The organism is Acinetobacter sp. AYS6, assembly GCF_025630795.1.
GTDB lineage: Bacteria > Pseudomonadota > Gammaproteobacteria > Pseudomonadales > Moraxellaceae > Acinetobacter.
In genome coordinates this window covers 587,930-602,323 of record NZ_JAOTNV010000004.1, presented here as the reverse complement: position 1 = coordinate 602,323, position 14,394 = coordinate 587,930, and the positions used below count along the sequence as shown (strand labels likewise).

General features: G+C 38.3%; 12 protein-coding genes. 8 read left to right on the top strand and 4 right to left on the bottom strand.

Annotation, left to right across the window (positions count from 1 at the left end; all coding sequences use genetic code 11):
- Positions 1–52: 52 nt before the first annotated feature.
- The 3 genes from OD757_RS03660 to rapA all read left to right on the top strand — a co-directional run bounded on the left by OD757_RS03660 (position 53) and on the right by rapA (position 4,510).
- Complete coding sequence (locus tag OD757_RS03660; RefSeq protein ID WP_263030885.1) at positions 53–757, top strand: acyl carrier protein; 705 nt, start codon at positions 53–55, stop codon at positions 755–757.
- A gap of 132 nt (positions 758–889) precedes the next feature.
- On the top strand, positions 890–1,528 hold the full coding sequence (locus OD757_RS03655; protein ID WP_009393487.1) for an RluA family pseudouridine synthase: 639 nt from the start codon (positions 890–892) through the stop codon (positions 1,526–1,528).
- 144 nt (positions 1,529–1,672) lie between these two features.
- Entirely contained in the window at positions 1,673–4,510 is a 2,838-nt protein-coding gene (rapA, locus tag OD757_RS03650) for an RNA polymerase-associated protein RapA (RefSeq protein WP_263030884.1), read from the top strand.
- Between the two features lie 57 nt (positions 4,511–4,567).
- Here the strand turns inward: rapA and OD757_RS03645 are convergent, their stop codons facing one another.
- Together OD757_RS03645 and fabR are read right to left on the bottom strand one after the other, a co-directional pair.
- A complete protein-coding gene (locus tag OD757_RS03645; protein WP_009393722.1) occupies positions 4,568–5,584 on the bottom strand; it encodes an AI-2E family transporter in 1,017 nt (338 codons plus the stop codon).
- A 166-nt stretch (positions 5,585–5,750) separates the two neighbouring features.
- The gene (gene fabR / locus OD757_RS03640; RefSeq protein WP_009393459.1) at positions 5,751–6,446 is read right to left on the bottom strand and encodes an HTH-type transcriptional repressor FabR; all 696 of its coding nucleotides are present in this window, start codon (positions 6,444–6,446) and stop codon (positions 5,751–5,753) included.
- Between the two features lie 139 nt (positions 6,447–6,585).
- Between fabR and OD757_RS03635 the strand changes: the two genes are divergently transcribed.
- Positions 6,586–7,653, top strand: a complete 1,068-nt coding sequence (locus OD757_RS03635) for a ferredoxin reductase (RefSeq protein ID WP_263030883.1) — start codon at positions 6,586–6,588, stop codon at positions 7,651–7,653.
- A gap of 12 nt (positions 7,654–7,665) precedes the next feature.
- Positions 7,666–8,760, top strand: coding sequence for a fatty acid desaturase family protein (locus OD757_RS03630; protein WP_009393562.1), 1,095 nt, complete (start codon positions 7,666–7,668; stop codon positions 8,758–8,760).
- Positions 8,761–8,794: 34 nt separating this feature from the next.
- Here the strand turns inward: OD757_RS03630 and OD757_RS03625 are convergent, their stop codons facing one another.
- A complete protein-coding gene (locus OD757_RS03625; RefSeq protein WP_009393665.1) occupies positions 8,795–9,259 on the bottom strand; it encodes a hotdog fold domain-containing protein in 465 nt (154 codons plus the stop codon).
- A gap of 117 nt (positions 9,260–9,376) precedes the next feature.
- Here OD757_RS03625 and OD757_RS03620 point away from each other — a divergent pair, with 117 nt between their 5' ends.
- Entirely contained in the window at positions 9,377–10,000 is a 624-nt protein-coding gene (locus tag OD757_RS03620; protein ID WP_263030882.1) for a TetR/AcrR family transcriptional regulator, read from the top strand.
- A gap of 63 nt (positions 10,001–10,063) precedes the next feature.
- Here OD757_RS03620 and OD757_RS03615 read toward each other — a convergent pair whose 3' ends face one another.
- Complete coding sequence (locus tag OD757_RS03615) at positions 10,064–10,765, bottom strand: SIMPL domain-containing protein (RefSeq protein ID WP_009393520.1); 702 nt, start codon at positions 10,763–10,765, stop codon at positions 10,064–10,066.
- Positions 10,766–11,231: 466 nt separating this feature from the next.
- Here OD757_RS03615 and OD757_RS03610 point away from each other — a divergent pair, with 466 nt between their 5' ends.
- Both OD757_RS03610 and OD757_RS03605 read left to right on the top strand, forming a co-directional pair.
- Positions 11,232–12,605: a diaminobutyrate--2-oxoglutarate transaminase gene (locus tag OD757_RS03610; protein WP_263030881.1), complete on the top strand. Its 1,374-nt coding sequence runs from the start codon at positions 11,232–11,234 to the stop codon at positions 12,603–12,605.
- Between the two features lie 2 nt (positions 12,606–12,607).
- Positions 12,608–14,140, top strand: coding sequence for a pyridoxal phosphate-dependent decarboxylase family protein (locus tag OD757_RS03605; protein ID WP_263030880.1), 1,533 nt, complete (start codon positions 12,608–12,610; stop codon positions 14,138–14,140).
- The last annotated feature ends 254 nt before the right edge of the window (positions 14,141–14,394 follow it).

The following is a 14,394-nucleotide window of genomic DNA, read 5'->3' as shown; positions in this document are numbered from 1 at the left end:
CCCGTGTTAAACGGGCTTTTTAATTTGAGCTATTTTTTACTTGTTGAGAACAATGTTTTATCCCTTACCTCGAAAAATCCAATTAGCAGCAAATACTTCAAATTGGTCGATTGAATCTACACAAAGTATTTTGCTCATGGTTGGGCTAAATGAACTTGAGAAATCACCTGACTGGGCGCACCAGCCATTAGCCGATCATTTAGAATTGCTAAGTAAAAGAGCACAGGCACTCGAAATTCCAGTTATTTTTATTGATGCATCTCAGCTTCAGCAAACCATGTTGCAGTTGGGGCAGCGACTGTCGTCAAATGCTAAAGCCCAAGTTGTGATGGTAGGTGATTTGTCACCTCTGTTTAAACAAGTCATGCAGCTTGTTTTATCTATTACCGATTATGTAGCTATTGTAAATGATGCGATCTTGGCGGCTAATCTAGAGCAGCACATTCAATGGGTTGAAAAGATTAGTTTTGACCATATAAAACACTTAAATACACAGACCTTAATGCGCCTATGGTCGTTAAGTGCGCCGTCTGAATATATTTTGTCGGATAAAGGAATCTTATTGGCAATTGCTGAACAGGTGGGGCGACACCCCATGGAGCTTCACCCGGAAATAGATTTACGAAACTACGGTTTAGATCAGTCTGCTGTGGATTATCTGGTCGAACTTTGGCGTGCAAATGGTGCGAGCTTGAGCGCTGAAGAGTTAATGCAAGCACCGACATTGCAGCATATTATGCAGTTATTGAAGCCTTGACTAACTATAGACTCCAAGTGATCCATAATATTTGCAAATTATGCTGTTAATTTACCCGAACGGCATTGTAATTCGGACGTAAGCTTTTTATTATTGCCCGCTTGTTTTTCATCTTGCCTTGGGAATACAACTTTGAGTGATTTTCTAAGTGAACATCTGATCTATCGTGATGATGATTTTATGGTGATTCATAAACCTTCGGACATCTTGAGTGTTCCTGGTAAGGGTGATTTACATGATAGCGTTTTGACAAGGTTGGTTGCGATTGAGCCTAAAACTTTGCTCATTCACCGTCTAGATCGAGACACTTCAGGTATTTTGGTATTTGGTTTATCCAAGCGCGGTCAAAGTGCGATTGCTCGTCAATTCCAAGACCGTCAGACTTCAAAAATATATGAAGCATTGGTTGCTGGTCATTTAGAGGGTGAGGGGACTGTAGATATTCCTGTTATCTATGATCCAAGCCGACCACCTTTACATATTGTCGACGCTTCTCACAACAAGCCTGCTTTAACTCATTGGCAGGTACTAGAACATTTTCAGATTCAGGGACAGCCTGTAACTCGTGTGAAATTAACACCAATTACGGGTCGTTCCCATCAACTCCGTGTACACATGCAATATCTTGGACATCCAATTGTAGGTGACACGCTGTATGCAACACCGGAGCAACAACTTGTTCCGCGTTTATGTTTGCATGCCAAACAGTTAAGTTTTAATCATCCTGTCACAGCAGAAACATTAACTTTTGACTGTCCTGTACCGTTTTAATGTAAAAATTTTAATGCGTGATTTTTTGTAGCAAAGTCATTTAATTGGTTTTTGCTTCAAAATTTTGCTTTAAAGACTACATAAAAAGATGCAAAAATAAGCTAATTTGCATCGTACAATATGTAGTGCGAACTTGAGAGAAAGGTGGAAAAATTGCAGCAGTATGCTATTGGTCAACGTTGGCTATCAGACACAGAAACTGAGCTCGGTTTAGGTGTGCTTATTGATGTAGATGAAAGATCTGTCAGCATTTTATTCCCCAAAAGTGATGAGACACGTGTATATGCACGTAATAATGCGCCACTATCTCGTATCATCTTTAACACAAATGATGAAGTTCAAGATCAAGAAGGCAAGAAGTGGATTGTTGAGTCTGTTGAAGACCGACATGGTGTTTTACGTTACAACGTTGTTCGTACCTTAGAAAATGGCGAACAAGATCGTAAAGCGCTGAATGAAACCCGTATCGGTGCGCAAATTCAGTTATCGAAACCTTTAGATCGTTTGCTTGCAAGTCAGGTCGACTATAAAGAGTGGTATGACCTGCGTATTGAAGCGATGCTTATGCAAGCACAAATGCAGAATAGCCCTCTACGTGGGATGGTTGGGGCACGTGTTGGTTTAATTCCACATCAGCTTTATATCGCACACGAAGTTGGTAAACGTTTTGCACCTCGTGTTTTACTTGCTGATGAAGTGGGCTTGGGTAAAACAATTGAAGCTGGCTTAATTATCCACCAACAGCTTAAAACCGGACGTTCAGAACGAATTCTTATTTTAGTCCCTGATTCTTTACAGTATCAGTGGATGATTGAAATGCGCCGTCGTTTTAATTTGCAATTTTCTCTGTTTGATTTAACACGCACTGCATCTATTAAAGAACATGATCCAGAACTCAATCCATTCTTAACTGAGCAATGCATTATTGCTAGCGTTGATTTGATGGTTGACCATGATGATTTACGTGAACAAGCAATAGAAGCTGGTTTTGATTTGCTCGTGGTCGATGAAGCACATCATTTGATGTGGAGCGAAGAAGAAGGCGGTAATGATCGCTACGATTTAATTGAAGAGCTTGCTGAAAATACAGCAGGGGTTTTATTACTCACTGCAACACCTGAACAATTAGGTGTGGAAAGCCATTTCGCTCGCTTACGCTTACTTGATCCACAGCGTTTTAGTAGTTTAGAGCGCTTCTTAGATGAAGAAACTCAATACCAGCAGACAGCAAAAATTGCTGAAGTGCTCATGTCTGATCAGCCTTTAACGCCTGAGCATTTATCTGCTTTAGAAGGCTTGTTAGGTCACACTATTGAAGACCAACCTGACCAGCGTTTTAGAGCAATTCACGAATTATTAGACCGTCACGGTACAGGTCGTATTTTATTCCGTAATACGCGTGAAGCAATTCAAGGCTTCCCAGGGCGTGATTGTCAGCCAGCACCATTACCAGCGCCAGAAGATTGGTCAAAAGATGGAAAATTGCGTGAGCAGATGTGGCCTGAAGAAGCACAACTTGATGGTTCATGGATGCAAAATGACCCACGTGTACTATGGGTAATGGAAATTCTGCGCAAAGATCTCAAGCATAAAAAAGTGCTTTTAATTGCGCGTAGTGGACCAGTTGTTGAAGCTTTAGAAAACGTATTGCGTTTGCATGCAGGTATCCGTACTGCAATGTTCCATGAAGGAATGAGCTTACTTGAACGTGACCAAGCGGCTGCTTATTTTGCTGAAGAAAGCTATGGTGCACAGATTCTACTGTGTTCGGAAATTGGTTCAGAAGGCCGTAATTTCCAATTCGCCAGTGATCTAATTTTATTTGATCTACCTGCGAACCCAGATGTTTTAGAGCAACGTATCGGACGTCTAGACCGTATTGGTCAAGAAAACCGTATTCAGATTCATGTGCCATATCTTGTAGGAACAGCTCAAGAGCGTATGTTCCGTTGGTACAATGAAGCACTTAATATTTTCAGCAATATTTCGCCGACAGCGCAAACGTTGCAAGAAAACTTTATTGTTGAATTAAAAGACTGTTTGCTTGCAGACCAAGGCCAAACATTTGAAGATTTGCTTGAAGAAGTGAATGTTCAACGTCAAGCTTTAGAAGCTGAACTTCAAGCAGGCCGAGACCGTTTACTTGAATATAACTCTTGTCGTCCAGTTGTGGCACAAAAGATTGTTCAGGCCTTAGAAGATTATGATGACAATACAACGCTACCAATGTTTGTGAAGCGCTTTATGTCATCAACCAATATCGACTTTGATGAGCAAAGTAACGGTACTGTGATTATTCGTCCAACAGACCAAATGCAAGTGCAAGGTTTGGCGCTAGACGAAGAAGGTATGACAGCAACGTTCTATCGTGATCAGGCTCAGCTTCGTGAAGATGCCCAATATTTAACTTTAGAGCATCCATTTATTGAAAGTGTGATGGAAATGATCCGTACACAATCATTTGGTAGTACAAATGTTGCTGTACTTAAATCTAATGCATTAAAGCAGGGCTCAGTATTAATTGAAGTGTGGTTTAAAGTCGATGTAGTTGCGCCTAAGGCGTTGAATCTACCATCGAGCTTGCCTAAGCAGTTAATTCGCGTGTTATTAAGCGAAAATGGTCAGGATTTGTCTGAAAAAATTGATCCAACAATTTTGAAACCATATTTGCATCACCTAGATGGCAATAGCTGTCGTCAGGTGGTTAAAGCCCGCCGTGATATTATTGAGCAACGTTATAAACAAGCTTTGGATATCGCGAAAGTGGATTTGCCACAGCTTCAGCAGCAAGCGAAAGAACATTATGGCAATAAATGGCAATATGAAATTGACCGTTTAACTTATCTAAAACAGTTCAACCCAAGTATCCGTCAAGATGAAATTGATCGTTTACAAAAGCTGCAAAAAGAAGGCTTGAGCTTGCTTGATGGTTTAACTGTTACACCAGAAGCGATTCAGGTGTTGGTTGTGGTTAAGCCATAATTAACTCAAAATAAAAAAAGCGCCTAGAGGGCGCTTTTTTTATAGATCGATTTTCAATTAGATGAGACCAGCATCTTTAAGTTCTAATTTTAAATATGCATAGAAAATTGGAGCTGCAATTAAACCGCCTAAGCCAAAAATTGACTCAAATACCAGCATCGCTAATAAAATCTCCCATGCATTTGCATTGATTTTATGTCCAATAATTTTAGCGTTAATGAAATATTCGAGTTTATGAACCAAAACGAGATAAAGTAATGCTACCCCTGCGAGTCCCAGAGAAACAGTAAGAGCGGCAATAAACGTTAAAGTATTAGAAATAAGATTACCTAAAATTGGAATCAGTCCAAACATAAAGGTCAAGATAGTGAGAGTTTTAGCAAAAGGAAGGTGGACTCCCCAAAGCGGTAATAAAATAAAGGCAAATAAAATAAAGAGCAGCGTATTAATAGCTGAAATTTTGATTTGTGCAAAAACAACGTTTTTAAATGAAATTGATAATTTCTGGATACGTTGAATCAAAAGAGACTTAAAAACAGGTTGGGGACTACGGTGATGAAAACCATGTATAGCCACCAAAATACCGATAATAAGTCCCATAACCATCGTCACGAAGTTATGTAAGATATCGGAACTGGTATTTTTTAATATGGTCACATTATCTTTCATAAACGCGAAAATTTCGTCTTTTAATTCCGTCACGCTATCGGGAATATAACCCGGAAGATATTTGCCAATTTCAGCTTGTAAATGCAGTAGAGTTTGATCGACCTTTGCATTAATACTATGTAATCCAACGCCTTTTAGGTCATATACAACAAAGCTAATCAGACTTGTAATGAAAAAACCAATAAGGGAAATGGTAATAATACTTAATAAAATACTAATAAAAATACGAGCTCTTTGACCATCAATATAGCGCTCTACAACCGAGCTTAAGCTAATAATAATTTCATAAATAAGAAAACCTGCAAAAAAACTTGCTAATAGATGTAATGGGATAACCGAAAGCAAAAAGATGCCCATAAGAATGTAGCTTGCAATCAGACTTTGACGATTATTCAAATTTTGCATGTTGATCCCTGAGATCGTTGGGAATATAGAAGAAAGAGCAAATGGAATAATTATTTATACTCTCGCAAGCTATTCGCTTCAATCGGTGAATTATATTTTTATTGGGAAATAGAGGAGTTAGAGGAAAAAATGGCCTGTTCATCAACAAGCCATTTATTAGATGATTTTAACGAATTTTTGCTTCATCCAAATGACGAGCTCCCTCTAAAATCATTCGAATCATAATCATGGTTTGCTCAGCAACTTCCGCACGTTGATGAATTGGAAGATCAATCACTTTGGCACCCATGTGAAATACAAGTTGCGTAATTGCTTTTGCAACGAGTTCAGGATGATATAGGTGATTGTTATTTAGGCGCTCTAGACGAATTAAATCTTCTTGCAGTTCTTGTTGGAAGAAGTTTAATTGACGATCAACAGCAGCTTTATAAGAAGTAGAGCCTGTAAAACCTTCACGTAGTAATAAACTTAAATTACCTTCATCGGCATCTAATTGCTGAAGAAAAATATCGACAGAACTACGAATAATACTTTCTTGCAAAGAAGCACGGAGGCGAGCCTGCCGGATAATTTTACGTAAAACAATACCTGCACGGTCAATTAAAGAAATTGCTAATTCATCAATATCTTTAAAATGCCGATAGAAACTATTTGGCGCAATGCCAGCTTCTCGTGCTACTTCACGTAAACTTAGTGAAGCAATACTCTTTTGTGGGCCAATCAGATTTAGAGCAGCCTGAAAAAGTTCTTCTTTAGTAATTGTCGCTTTTCTTCCCACAGAACGCGTAGCTGTTTTAATTTCAATGACATCTTGTTGTAGAGGTGTGTCATTCAGGTTCTGAGAAAGTGAAGATTGGGTCATGCTGTTCAATATATTTGTAAACTCACAAGATTATAGCCTTAGAAGCTGTACTTGTGAAATTGTAATTAAAAGTACGGGTGTATATACAAATATATATACATGTGTATAATAATTAAAAAAGAGCGACAGAGCCCCAGCTATGCAAGTAATCGAAAAGAGAAATTCTCTATTCAATTCATTGACACAAGCCATCTTTGATAAAGAAATGGCTAATTTCTGGCTACAAAAAGTTAATCCTTTATGGTCTGTAAAACATGGGCTTGTTCAAATTGTAAAAAAAGAATTTGTCGCTCATGACGTGGTAAGCCTTACATTAAAATGTAACCGCTTAGTGAAAATGGGTGTTGCTGGTCAGCATCATCCTGTCATTGTTGAAATTGCTGGTCGTCGCTATGAACGTACTTATAGCCTGACGCAAATTGACCAACAACATTTACGTTTAACGATTAAAAAAGTGGAAGATGGTATCGTCAGTAATTGGTTTATGACTGAAAGCCAAATTGGCGATATTTTTGAGCTTGGTCAGCCTTACGGTGACATGCAACAAAATATTGAAACACCGAAATTAATTATGTTGGCTGCGGGTAGTGGTATTACACCAATGTTGAGCTTAATCACTGCGATTAAACAAAGCCAGCAGTTAGATAAAGTTCAAGTACAGCTTTTATATTGGGTAAAGCAACGCTCAGATGCAGCTTTTATCGAATACTTTGAAAAAGTTGCACAGCAATTCCCAAATTTTAGTTATCAGGTTTTCTACACACAAGAAAAACCAAATGATGAACGTTTAAATGCAGAGCATTTAGCATTAGTAGATGATTTGGAAAATAGCACTGTATATGCGTGTGGGCCTTCTGGTTTCGTTTCAACAGTAGAACAACTTTTTGAAAAAGCACCGACTGTATTAACAGAAGCTTTTAGTTTAACTCAGGACAGTACGGCTGAAGTTGGTTATGTAAATGTCACATTAACCCAGTCTAATAAGATCATTGCAATTCCAAAAGGCCAATCAATTTTGGTAAGTCTGGAACATGAAGGCCTTAAGCCAACACATGGCTGTCGTATGGGAATTTGTAATAAGTGCGTTTGTAGTAAAGCTCAAGGGTCTACACGTAACTTACTCAATGGTAGTGAAAATACCGAACCAAACCAATTACTCAAAATTTGTGTGAACTCAGCACAATCTGATCTAGTTATTGATCTTTAAGAGAGAACTTTTATGAATATGCCAGTGAAAGTCGAATATTTTAAAAATCCTAAAAATCGCGATTTGACTCCAGCAGAACTTGATGCATTTGCAAAAGAGCTCGATCAGATCAAACAAGAAGTATTGGATGATTTGGGTGAAAAAGACGCTAAATATATCCGCCGTGTCTATGCAGCAGTTCGTTACAGTAGTTTTTTAGGCCGAGCTTGTTTGTTTGCAGGTTGGTTCCCACCAGCATGGATTTTAGGAACAGGTCTATTAGGCTTTTCTAAAATCATGGAAAACATGGAACTTGGTCATAATGTTATGCATGGCCAATACGACTGGATGAATGATCCTAAATTTAATGGTCAAACTTACGAATGGGATACCGTCGGTACTTCTGATAACTGGCGTCAAACTCATAACTATAAACATCACACCTATACCAACATTAAAGGTATAGATGATGATATTGGTTACGGTTTACTTCGTTTATTCCCAGAGCAACGCTGGAAGCCAGGTTTCTTACTTCAACCTGTTTATAGCATTCCATTTTGCTTATTGTTCCAATGGGGCGTAGCCATTCAGAACCTTGAAATTGGTCGCGTTCTTTATAAACGTAAGAGCATGGCAAAATTTTTGGAAGAATTAAAACCTGTTAATAAAAAGATTGGTACACAACTTTTTAAAGACTATGTTTTCTTCCCTTTAATTGCCGGTCCAGCAGCACTACCTGTATTTACTGGTAATCTGGTTGCGAATGGTCTTCGTAATATCTGGACATTTACGATTATTTTCTGTGGTCACTTTACTAAAGATGCAGAAGTATTTCCAAAGTCTGTTTTACAAGAAGAGAGTCGTGGCCATTGGTATATGCGCCAGATTCGTGGTTCTTCAAACTTAAAAGGTTCAGAAGCATTACATATCTTAAGCGGACATTTGAGCCATCAGATCGAGCATCATTTATATCCTGATGTTCCTGCGCGCCGTTATCGTCAAATGGCTCCAAAAGTTGAAGCTGTATGTAAAAAATATGGTCTGAACTATAACAACGCAAGTTTGGCTAAACAGTTTGGTCAGGTTGTGGGTCGTATCTTTAAATATGCTTTACCCTTTAAAAAATAATCAAAAAAGCCCTGATGAATTCAGGGCTTTTTTATTACTTCTTTTTAGAAATCCACATGGTAATCGTAGCTTGGAAGACTTTATCTTTCTGTGAATCATAGACTTCTACATTCACTAAATATTCTCCAGCTTTATCCCAGTCATAATTTTTTTCTACAGGCGTTGCAACTGCAATTAAGTCTGTTTCTGCCTTTTTTAAATATTCGACAGTCATGCCCTTGGGAATCCAGCGGTGTGTGTTAGGCACAGTAACTTCTGTCATTGTGCCACCTGCGAGTTCAGCCATATTACACATCGCAATCGCATGAACTGTTCCAATGTGATTGAGAACAGAACGTTTTTTCTTAATCGCTATTTCACAATAATTCGGTTTTAACTCAATAAATAATGGTGAAATACTGCCGAAATACGGTGCTTTTAAACATAGCATGCGTGAGAAAGTCCATTTTCCTTTAGGAAAAGCAGACACTTTGTTCCAAAGTTCTAAAGTGGTTGCCATGATTTAAGGCTCCATATAATAAAAACAGAATTATTTTCTGTTAAAGAATATAATTCTGTTTACAAAAGCGAGTCAAGTCATTCAGAATATCTCCGATAACTGGTTGGGGAACAAATAATGCAATCTGCACAAGAGTTATTAGAACGGTTATATCCAGGCAGAAGAGCTGCTTTAAAGAGACAGATTTTGTTAGATGCCTTGTCTTGTTTCTTAGAGAATGGAATTGAAACCACAAGTATTGAGATGATTCGTTCGAAATCTGACAGTAGTGTAGGGGCTATTTATCACCACTTTAAAAATAAAGAAGGGATCGTTGCGACTTTATTCTTTGCTGCTTTAGATGACCAAGCGACGTTAAGAGATGACTATCTGGAAGGCGCAAAATCCCTTCAAGACGTTTTATATGCTTTTATTCATAGTTATATTGATTGGGTAAGTGAACAACCTGAGTTTGCTAAATTTTTACTATCTGCTCGTTTTAGTGTGATGCAGGGTGAGGACCAAGAGCGTCTTGTTCAAAAAAATAAATTAAGAAATCAGAAAATCTTTAGTGAAATTTCAAAGTATGCTGAGGCTGGGTTTTTAAAATCTATACCGCATGAGTTATTACTTTCATTAGTCATTGGATCTACAGAAAATTACTGCCGTGCATGGTTATCGCAACGCGTTTCTTCAAATCCTAAAGTTTATAAAGATATTTTGGCAAAAGCTGCTTGGGATTCTTTGCAAAATTTGAGTTGAATATATTAAACCGCACATACAAAAAAAGCCGCATCTTTCAAGCGGCTTTTTTGATGAAAAAAATTATTTAAATTGAATTGAACCGTTTGCATTTACGGTGATTTTAGACTCACCAGCTGCCATGTCTTGGGCTGGAGCCGCTTCAGCAGCAGCGAACTTTGCCATACTCGCTCGCATTACAGGCTGTGGGAAATAGTTGTTAGTGTTTAAATTTAAGTTAACGAGCGTGTATTGGCTTTTATTCCATGCTTGAGTCAACATTTGAGCACGTTGTTGAAAGTTTTTAGACGCTTCAACCATCAAATCATTTTCAACTTTTTTACGTTGTTCATCAGAAACCGTAAAATTAATCGATTGAGTTTGGAAGTTTTGCTGTAATTCATTGACTAACTGGCTTGCTGCTTTAAAGTCTTTACTTTCTAGACGAATTTCAGCGCGGCCACGCCATTCTTTGAGCTTATTACTATCGTTATCGTAAATTGGATAAGTGCTCTGAGCGCCAGTTTCCACTTTTACTTGAGGATATTTACGAGAAATATTAAGCGCTTGATTCATCAATTGATTAATTTGATTTGAAAGTTCGGCCGGTTGTTTGTTACTTTTTTCAATATATAAAGTTGCATGCATTTCATCATTAGAAACTTGACGAGAAGCTTCAGCTTGTACGTTCACAATATTATAGTTCAAAGCATTATCATCCTGAGCAAAAACTAAAGGGCTAAGGAGGGAACCTAAAAGAAGAGTTGAGACAGCTAAAGTACGCATAAATTTTTCCTTTAAAAATTAATATAGATTTAATTTTTTTCATTAAGAAATGTTAAACATAACTTATGCATAACTTTTGCAGATTTTGTGGCGTATTTGTAATATTTAGAACTGATTTTTTAAATTTTGGTACAGATAAAATCTTCTAAAAATAAAGACTTAAAATTAAAGTATTTCAATGTAACTTAAAAAATCAAAGTAATATAAAAAAAGAATATTTTCTTTAGGTTGTCACATAGTATGATGATAATTCATCATAACTATTGGGATGATACATTTTTTCAATAAGATTAGATGAGTAAAGTACATAAAAGACGTTTTTTTTCTTGTAAAATTAGGTATCATCGCGCTCCTAGTTACAAGATATAAAATAAGTGTCTTTACTAGTTCTATAAAGCACCGAGTCAAAGGACCAATCGTCACCAGACTTATTTCTTTCTACCCCTATCAGAGATGGTAATCCGATATGAGCGTTACTTCCGTTAACCCTGCCACTAATGCTACTAACGAATATTATTTGACTCGCCAAAGTCAAATGGAATCAAATGTTCGTAGCTATCCACGTAAATTACCGTTAGCGATAGCGAAAGCACAAGGATGCTGGGTTACTGATGTTGAAGGTACAGAGTACCTTGATTGTTTAGCTGGGGCAGGTACATTGGCTTTAGGTCATAATCATCCTGCGGTGATTCAAAGTATTCAAGATACCTTGGCAAGTGGTTTGCCATTGCATACTTTAGACTTAACCACACCTTTAAAAGATGCATTCACTGAAGCATTGTTAGCATATTTACCAGGTGGTAAAGAAGAATATTGCTTGCAGTTCTGTGGTCCTGCTGGTGCAGACGCAACTGAAGCAGCAATTAAACTTGCTAAGACTTACACTGGCCGTAGTTCAGTGATCAGTTTCTCTGGCGGTTACCATGGTATGACCCATGGTGCACTTGCTATGACTGGTAATTTAAGTGCAAAAAATTCAGTTAACGGTTTAATGCCGGGTGTACAATTCATGCCATATCCGCATGAATACCGCTGCCCACTTGGTTTAGGTGGTGAAGCTGGTGTTGACGCTTTAACTTACTACTTTGAAAACTTTATTGAAGATGTTGAAAGCGGTGTAACAAAGCCGGCTGCTGTTATTCTTGAAGCGATTCAAGGTGAAGGCGGTGTCGTTACAGCTCCAGTAAAATGGTTGCAAAAAATCCGTGAAGTGACTGAAAAGCACAACATCGTTTTAATTTTAGACGAAGTTCAAGCTGGTTTTGCACGTTCAGGCAAAATGTTTGCATTTGAACATGCAGGTATTGAACCTGATGTTGTTGTAATGTCTAAAGCGGTAGGTGGTGGTTTACCACTTGCAGTATTAGGTATTAAACGTAAATTTGATGCGTGGCAACCTGCTGGTCACACGGGTACTTTCCGTGGTAACCAACTCGCTATGGGTACAGGCCTTGTCGTATTAAAAACGATTACTGAACAAAAACTTGCTCAAAACGCCCAAGAACGTGGTGATTATCTTCAAGCTGAATTTAAAAAATTAGCTCAAGAATTCCCATGTATCGGTAACGTACGTGGTCGCGGTTTAATGATCGGTGTTGAGATCGTTGACGAGCGTAAACCAGCTGATCGTATTGGTTCGCATCCTGCTGACTCACAATTAGCTGCTGCAATTCAAACTGCTTGTTTCAACAATAAACTATTGCTTGAAAAAGGTGGTCGTAACGGTACAGTAATTCGTTTACTTTGCCCGCTTATCATCACTCAAGAAGAGTGTGTTGAAGTAGTTGCTCGCTTTAAGAAAGCAATTGCAGAAGCATTGGTTGCAGTACGAGGCGCATAAGTATGGTGGATTTTGCAGAACATCGTAAAGCGTTACTCTGCAATGATGCACAATCCATTGCTGACTATGAGTCAGCAATGGGCGAAGCGGTAAAAGCCGTTTCAGCATGGTTGCAAAACGAAAAGATGTACACAGGCGGTAGCATTAAAGAATTGCGTTCAGCAATTTCTTTCCAACCTTCAAAAGAAGGTATGGGTGTACAAGAATCACTTCAACGTATGATTGAGCTTTTCTTAAATAAAAGCTTAAAAGTACATCATCCGCATTCATTAGCACATTTACACTGTCCAACGATGGTAATGAGCCAGATTGCGGAAGTACTTATCAATGCAACTAACCAGTCTATGGACTCATGGGATCAAAGCCCCGCCGGTTCATTAATGGAAGTTCAGCTTATTGATTGGTTACGCCAAAAAGTGGGTTATGGTTCTGGTCAGGCAGGTGTGTTCACCTCTGGCGGTACTCAATCTAACTTAATGGGTGTATTGCTTGCTCGTGACTGGTGCATTTCGAAAAACTGGAAAGACGAAAATGGTAATCCATGGTCTGTACAGCGTGATGGTATTCCAGCTGAGGCAATGAAAAACGTCAAAGTCATTTGTTCTGAAAATGCGCATTTCTCTGTGCAAAAGAATATGGCAATGATGGGCATGGGTTTCCAGTCAGTTGTGACTGTTCCTGTGAATGAAAATGCACAGATGGATGTAGATGCTCTCGAAAAAACGATGGCGCATTTGCAATCAGAAGGCAAAGTGGTTGCTTGTGTTGTTGCGACAGCAGGTACGACTGATGCCGGTGCAATTGACCCATTGAAGAAAATCCGTGAAATTACCACTAAATATGGTTCATGGATGCATATCGATGCGGCATGGGGCGGTGCATTAATTCTGTCAAATGATTATCGTGCAATGCTTGATGGTATTGAATTGTCAGACTCGATTACCCTCGACTTCCATAAGCATTATTTCCAAAGCATTAGCTGTGGCGCGTTCTTGTTGAAAGACGAAGCGAACTATCGTTTCATGCACTACGAAGCTGAATACTTGAACTCTGCTTATGACGAAGAACATGGCGTGCCAAACCTTGTTTCTAAGTCATTACAAACGACTCGTCGTTTTGATGCATTGAAATTGTGGATGACAATTGAATCGCTTGGTGAAGACCTTTACGGTTCAATGATTGACCATGGTGTAAAACTTACTCGTGAAGTTGCAGATTACATCAAGGCAACTGAAGGTTTAGAACTTTTAGTTGAACCACAGTTTGCTTCGGTATTATTCCGTGTTGTTCCACAAGGCTACCCAGTTGAGTTTATCGACAGCTTGAACCAAAACGTAGCGGACGAATTGTTTGCACGTGGTGAAGCAAATATCGGTGTAACAAAAGTTGGTAATGTACAGTCATTGAAAATGACCACATTAAGCCCTGTTGTGACATTTGAAAACGTTAAAAACCTTTTAGGTCAAGTATTGGCGGAAGCTGATCGCATTAAAGATGCAATTGCTTCTGGTAACTATGTACCACCAATCGACTAATTAAGTTGATAACAAAAAAAGCTCGGTTTATTACCGGGCTTTTTTATTACATATTATTTTTATTAAAATTGTGCATCGCAAGAGAATGAAATGCACAAAACATGCATATTTTTTTAAAAGAAAAATAATTATGCATGATCTATCTTATGCAAATTTCTTATTGTATTGGTATGTCCACAATATTTTTGGTCACACTGATATATCAATATCGTACTTACTTTAAATAATCCCGTTTTAACTGAAAAAAGTAAGTG

Bases quoted from the DNA above. Each gene is read 5' to 3' on its own strand.
- OD757_RS03660 (WP_263030885.1), top strand. From the start codon at position 53: ATGTTTTATCCCTTACCTCGAAAAATCCAATTAGCAGCAAATACTTCA.
- OD757_RS03645 (WP_009393722.1), bottom strand. From the start codon at position 5,584: ATGCAAAATTTGAATAATCGTCAAAGTCTGATTGCAAGCTACATTCTT.
- fabR (WP_009393459.1), bottom strand. From the start codon at position 6,446: ATGACCCAATCTTCACTTTCTCAGAACCTGAATGACACACCTCTACAA.
- OD757_RS03635 (WP_263030883.1), top strand. From the start codon at position 6,586: ATGCAAGTAATCGAAAAGAGAAATTCTCTATTCAATTCATTGACACAA.
- OD757_RS03630 (WP_009393562.1), top strand. From the start codon at position 7,666: ATGAATATGCCAGTGAAAGTCGAATATTTTAAAAATCCTAAAAATCGC.
- OD757_RS03625 (WP_009393665.1), bottom strand. From the start codon at position 9,259: ATGGCAACCACTTTAGAACTTTGGAACAAAGTGTCTGCTTTTCCTAAA.
- OD757_RS03620 (WP_263030882.1), top strand. From the start codon at position 9,377: ATGCAATCTGCACAAGAGTTATTAGAACGGTTATATCCAGGCAGAAGA.
- OD757_RS03615 (WP_009393520.1), bottom strand. From the start codon at position 10,765: ATGCGTACTTTAGCTGTCTCAACTCTTCTTTTAGGTTCCCTCCTTAGC.
- OD757_RS03610 (WP_263030881.1), top strand. From the start codon at position 11,232: ATGAGCGTTACTTCCGTTAACCCTGCCACTAATGCTACTAACGAATAT.
- OD757_RS03605 (WP_263030880.1), top strand. From the start codon at position 12,608: ATGGTGGATTTTGCAGAACATCGTAAAGCGTTACTCTGCAATGATGCA.